This is a genomic window from Burkholderiales bacterium (genome assembly GCA_035518095.1).
Taxonomy (GTDB): domain Bacteria; phylum Pseudomonadota; class Gammaproteobacteria; order Burkholderiales; family JAHFRG01; genus JAHFRG01.
On record DATIXX010000054.1, the window covers coordinates 1 to 5030 of the forward strand.

A 5030-nucleotide genomic window follows, 5' to 3' on the forward strand; every position below is an offset into this window, starting at 1 on the left:
CTTGTGCGAGCAGCGCGGTGTACACGGATCAAGTTAGGCTAAGACTTGGGGAAAGAAGGCATACTCGCCATGAATCACATGATCTCTTCCGTGTACTTGCCGCTGCTCCCGCACCCCAGGCTTCGCCGACCGTGTCGCAGCTGCTACCCCTCAGGGGCAGCGAACCGGGGTTGAGTTCTTTTTGGTCACTTTTTATCGGCGATGCAAGAAAAAGTAACCAGCTGCCGGTCTGCCACCGGCGAATTCGGATTTTTTCCATCAGCCCTTCCTTTCACCGCTTGCTTGACGGGCTGGCGTGCGGCTAAGGAATGCCGGCCTCCATGCTCATTGTTTCCGAAATACTGTAATGGGCTGCCAAGAGGCCGCCCCAGGTAAACGACACTCCCAGAACTTCCATCCATTGACTGCATTTCGGGTAATTGAAACTGCCGCTGCAGACGGCGTATCGAACTTCTTACCGTTGATTACAAGTGCTCTGCCCTCAACGCGACCAAGGTAGGTTTGGCCTTTGTAGTTGGCCCGGAACTCGGTTCCAACGGGGAATCTAACGCCCTTAGTGAACCAATCGTCTTTGTTGACAGCGGTAGCGTCATTCTTCTTTACGAATTGCCCTTTTCCTTCCAAACCGAGTAGCTTTCGTAGAACATCATTCTCCGTGACATTTTCGGAAGGACGGCGCATCGTTAGAGCCTTGAATACGTCAAAATCGACTTCAATAGTTCTCATGATTTACTCCTAAAGCAACATGCTTGACAGTACTATAGCACTATAGTACTACAGATGCAAATACCACAGAATGTTCGTTCAGACCGCCTTGAAGTTGCTTCGGAAAGTACTATAATGTTAAATATAGTTAACGTTACAGGATCGAACCATGCATTTACAGCAGCTTGGTTACGAAATTCGCAAGGCCCGGTTAGCACGCGGATTAACCCAAGCGCAGTTGGCTAAGGCTGCGGGGTTGTCCCGTACGACGCTGAACCAGCTTGAGAACGGCCTGTTCCCGGATCTCGGCGTGAAAAAAGTTCAATCAATTCTAGCGAAGATCGGAATGGAATTATCGGTCCAAGAGATACCAAAACCACTTCCTGTGAACTTCATCAGAATGGCATGCACTACTGCCAATGTAAGCTTTAAGGAGACGCTAACTGAGGAAGAACTCATCCGTGCGCTGCTTACTGGGAAAATTCCTACAAGCAAGAGGCCACATATTAGAGCGCTATTAGACGAAGCAACCCCATTCCTTGTCAAAGGACTTGTCAATGAAGTAACTAAATGGACAAAGCCTGGAAGAGTTGAGAAAAACCTGGCGAAAATAGCCAGCGAAGTCGGTTCGTCGAAAAGGATTAGCGATTGGCTGAAGAACGGCTGAACATCTGGGAATCACTGTTTCAGCGAGCGCTGGTTATCATTGATTCCGTCAGCGAATCCGGGACTGTCTTAGAGGATTGGAGCTTTGGTGGTGGAACTGTGCTCATGCGACGATATCGCCATCGCTTGAGTAAGGATATCGACATATTTATATCTGATCCACAGTTTCTAACAAATCTAACCCCACGACTTAATTCGACTACAGAATCGCTCACGTCGCATTACATCGAGCAAGCTGGCTTCCTCAAGCTTTCGTTCCCAGAAGGAGAAATTGACTTTGTTGCATCGGGCCCATTAACTGCAGATCCTACTATCGTCGAGACGATATTCGGTCGCGAAATCCAAGTGGAGACATCCACCGAAATCATAGCCAAAAAGGTCTGGCATCGAGGTATCCAGTTTACGGCGCGCGATATATTCGATCTTTCGCTAGTGATTGAGAAAGAGCCGGGAGCCCTTTGGAAGGTCAAGCCAATCCTCCGTGATCGCCGAGATATTATTCTCGGGCGAATCGCTGAGAATGCAGCTAATTTGCGAGAGGAGTTCGCCGCACTAGAGATTATCGAGTATCGTCGGAGCTTTGATGAATGCGTAGAAGTAGTTAGGAAGACGCTACTTGAAAATGATAGTAACTAGCGCACCAGAAAAGCGGTCGCAACGGTAGGGTCAGCTCTTGGGCCGTAATTTTCCCATGGCTGATTCAATAGCTCGTTCATCGTGAACATTCAAAAATCAAGACCTGTTGCTTCTTGATTGTTTGGAACCCCCTGTGAGCTGCCGAGCAGGGCAGCGCAAGGCACCCCGAAGGGGCGGCGAACCGGGTGCGCATTCTTTTTGGTGACTTTTTCTTGGCGAAACAAGAAAAAGTAACCAGCTGCCGCTCTGCCACCGGCGAATTCAGATTTTTTCTGTTGCCCTACTGCAATCGCTGAAGGTGAACAAATTCTGCAAAAGACATAATGCTTCCGTTTTCAACTTCTTCTTCACCTCATGCCTCGACACTTGCGCACCGGCATCGCGCGGAAGTTGCGCGTGGAAAAAAGCGACTACACCGTCCGGCCGGTGCTGAATGATTTATAATTGACTGCTCGCCATACGCGATTCACAAAAGCACGCCACATTGCGCTTTTCCACAGACTCAAAGCGCTCAGTCGGGATTAATGATGACAGCGAAAATTATTGACGGAAACGCCATCGCCAAAGAAGTCCGGGCACAATGGAAAGAGCGGGCCGAGCGCCTCAAGGCAAAAGGCGTGGTACCCGGCCTCGCCGTCATCATCGTCGGCAACGACCCTGCTTCCCAGGTCTACGTGCGAAACAAGGTAAGGGCCTGTGCTGAGGCGGGCATTTATTCGGAAAAAATCGAGCTTCCCGCCAACGTCAGCGAAGCCGCTCTGCTTAAAAAAATCGAAGAGCTCAACGCGAAGCCGGCAATTCACGGCATCCTGGTGCAGTTGCCGCTGCCCAAACATATTGACAATAACAAGGTGCTGGACACCATTTCGATGGAAAAGGATGTGGACGGGTTCCACCTTTACAACCTGGGTGCGCTGGTCGCGGGCGAGTCGGTTTTTCCGCCGTGTACCCCTTATGGCATCCAGTGCCTGCTCGAGTATCTCAACATCCCCATCGCGGGACAAAACGCCGTTGTGGTGGGCCGCAGCAATATCGTGGGCAAACCCATGGCGCTGATGCTGCTGCAGAAGGACGCGACGGTGAGCATCTGCACCTCCAAGACGCGCGACCTTGCGCAATACACCATCCTCGCCGATATCCTGGTGGTCGCCACCGGCAAGCCGGGAATGATCACCGCCCCCATGGTCAAGCGCGGCGCGGTGGTGATCGACGTCGGGATCAATCGGCAGGACGACGGCAGACTGGTTGGCGATGTGGACTTCGAAAGCGTCAAGGAACGCGCGGGCTATATCACGCCTGTGCCCGGAGGAGTCGGCCCCATGACCATTACCATGCTGGTCGCCAACACGGTGCAGTCCGCTGAGCGTTTCGCCGCGAAGGGCAAGGCGCAAGCAGCCTGACCTCTAGCACCCCGGTTCGTGCTGCAAGCTACCGACCTGAGCAGATCAACCAACAGAGGAAAAGGATCGGGTTCAATTTCCGAGCAACGACTGGCGATCATTGCTCTCCGGAGTGCCGGCCGCGCGGTTGCTCATTTCACCCGGAAGATACCTCTGACAAGCCGGACCTGACCCTCTTCAAGACTACGCCGCGCGTTTCCGGCCTTTTGCGCGAGATTGTCGACAAACACCGCCAAGGTCAGTTGTCCCGGCGCGGCGGACGTGGCGTTTGCGATAGTCCTTCTCAAATGAGCATCGCTGGTATCCTCCAGGAGTTCAGCAATGAATCCGGTCTCGCCAAGAATCGATCGCATCTCTTCGGTGGAGACAAGGAAGTTATCGGCAGGGTCGGTGGCCCAGGGAAGGGGAAAGTAGGACGTCGCCACTTTTCCCGCGGCCATCTCCTGGAAGGCGAACCGGCCGCCCGGCCTGAGGACCCGGTAAACCTCCGTGTAGAGCTTCCGCTTGTCCGCGATGTTCATGCCGACGTTTTGCATCCAGACGACATCAAACAAATCGTCGGGGAAGGGCATGTCGAGAGCGCTGCCCTTGTGCACTTGGATTCGGTCGTCAAGACCGGTCAGCCGATTCAGCAGTACCGCGCCGGCGCAGTAATCGGGCGATAATTCGAGGCAGTCGACGCGGCAGCCGAGCGCGGAAGCGAGCAGCCGGGCGGGCCCGGCCAGCCCAGCTCCAATATCGAGAACGCGATCTTCGGCCCGAATCTGCGCCAGCTCCAGCAACTCGAGTGAAGCGCGAAGTCCGCCCGTGTGGAAATGATCAAGCGCCCCCAGTTCCTCGGGCGACAGGCGTTGCTCGGGATTCAATCCGGCCGCGCGAAGGGCCGCCAGGATTCGCGCCTCGATGTCGCGGGCCGAATAGTGTGCTTCCAGACCAGCCATAAACGACAACTCCTCAAAATCCGCCGTGTTCGGCACGCGCCAATTGCCTGCCACATCGCGTGGAGCCATTGGCTCGGCCGGCTGTTATCGAAAATACTTTCCCGCATCAAAATTGTAACAGGCTACGGTTTTCGTCGTTCAGAGCGCAGCGAACATCGAAATGCAGGGTCAGGTCTTGAAATAGGATTTAAAAGCTGGTGGCAGACTGTTTGCTGTGCTGTCGCGGTCAGCAAGGTATGATGAGATGATGTGGGAACGTCTCTAAAAAAACAAAATAGGGTCGGAGTCGATTTACCCGATTGCCTTATCAGTCCTTCCGCCTTCATTGCTTGCTTGAACGAAATTATTAGGCTCAGTCTCGAATCTTGAAATTCCCATCCCTGATTTAATCAACGTTGCTCATTATCGAGCATTCAAGGTTAGCGATCTGAGCGCTTCTTCGTTGTGCGGAGCCCCCTGTGAGCTGCCGAGCAGCGCAGCCCTAGCGGGGCGAAATCGGCGAGCACTGTCTGAGCGCTTGCGCGAGTTGCGCAGCCGCCCGCTTGTGCGAGCAGCGCGGTGTACACGGATCAAGTTAGGCTAAGACTTGGGGAAAGAAGGCATACTCGCCATGAATCACATGATCTCTTCCGTGTACTTGCCGCTGCTCCCGCACCCCAGGCTTCGCCGACCGTGTCGCAGC

General features: G+C 53.7%; 5 protein-coding genes. 3 read left to right on the forward strand and 2 right to left on the reverse strand.

Translation table 11 applies throughout. From position 1 onward, the window contains the following. Positions 1-324: 324 nt before the first annotated feature. Positions 325-726 carry a hypothetical protein gene (locus VLV32_09155; GenBank protein ID HUL42054.1) on the reverse strand — a complete coding sequence of 134 codons (402 nt, stop codon included), beginning with the start codon at positions 724-726 and terminating at the stop codon, positions 325-327. Between the two features lie 148 nt (positions 727-874). Here VLV32_09155 and VLV32_09160 point away from each other — a divergent pair, with 148 nt between their 5' ends. The 3 genes from VLV32_09160 (at position 875) to folD (ending at position 3407) form a co-directional block, all read left to right on the forward strand. Beyond that, positions 875-1372, forward strand: coding sequence for a helix-turn-helix transcriptional regulator (locus VLV32_09160; protein ID HUL42055.1), 498 nt, complete (start codon positions 875-877; stop codon positions 1370-1372). After that, entirely contained in the window at positions 1354-2007 is a 654-nt protein-coding gene (locus VLV32_09165; protein HUL42056.1) for a nucleotidyl transferase AbiEii/AbiGii toxin family protein, read from the forward strand. The genes VLV32_09160 and VLV32_09165 overlap by 19 nt, the downstream gene beginning before the upstream one ends. Before the next feature lie 527 nt (positions 2008-2534). Then, positions 2535-3407: a bifunctional methylenetetrahydrofolate dehydrogenase/methenyltetrahydrofolate cyclohydrolase FolD gene (gene folD, locus VLV32_09170; GenBank protein HUL42057.1), complete on the forward strand. Its 873-nt coding sequence runs from the start codon at positions 2535-2537 to the stop codon at positions 3405-3407. Positions 3408-3538: 131 nt separating this feature from the next. Here the strand turns inward: folD and VLV32_09175 are convergent, their stop codons facing one another. Beyond that, positions 3539-4417 carry a methyltransferase domain-containing protein gene (locus VLV32_09175; GenBank protein HUL42058.1) on the reverse strand — a complete coding sequence of 293 codons (879 nt, stop codon included), beginning with the start codon at positions 4415-4417 and terminating at the stop codon, positions 3539-3541. Positions 4418-5030 lie beyond the last annotated feature (613 nt).

Coding starts and splice junctions, on each gene's coding strand:
- VLV32_09155 (HUL42054.1), bottom strand. CDS start 726: ATGAGAACTATTGAAGTCGATTTTGACGTATTCAAGGCTCTAACGATG.
- VLV32_09160 (HUL42055.1), top strand. CDS start 875: ATGCATTTACAGCAGCTTGGTTACGAAATTCGCAAGGCCCGGTTAGCA.
- folD (HUL42057.1), top strand. CDS start 2,535: ATGACAGCGAAAATTATTGACGGAAACGCCATCGCCAAAGAAGTCCGG.
- VLV32_09175 (HUL42058.1), bottom strand. CDS start 4,417: ATGGCTCCACGCGATGTGGCAGGCAATTGGCGCGTGCCGAACACGGCG.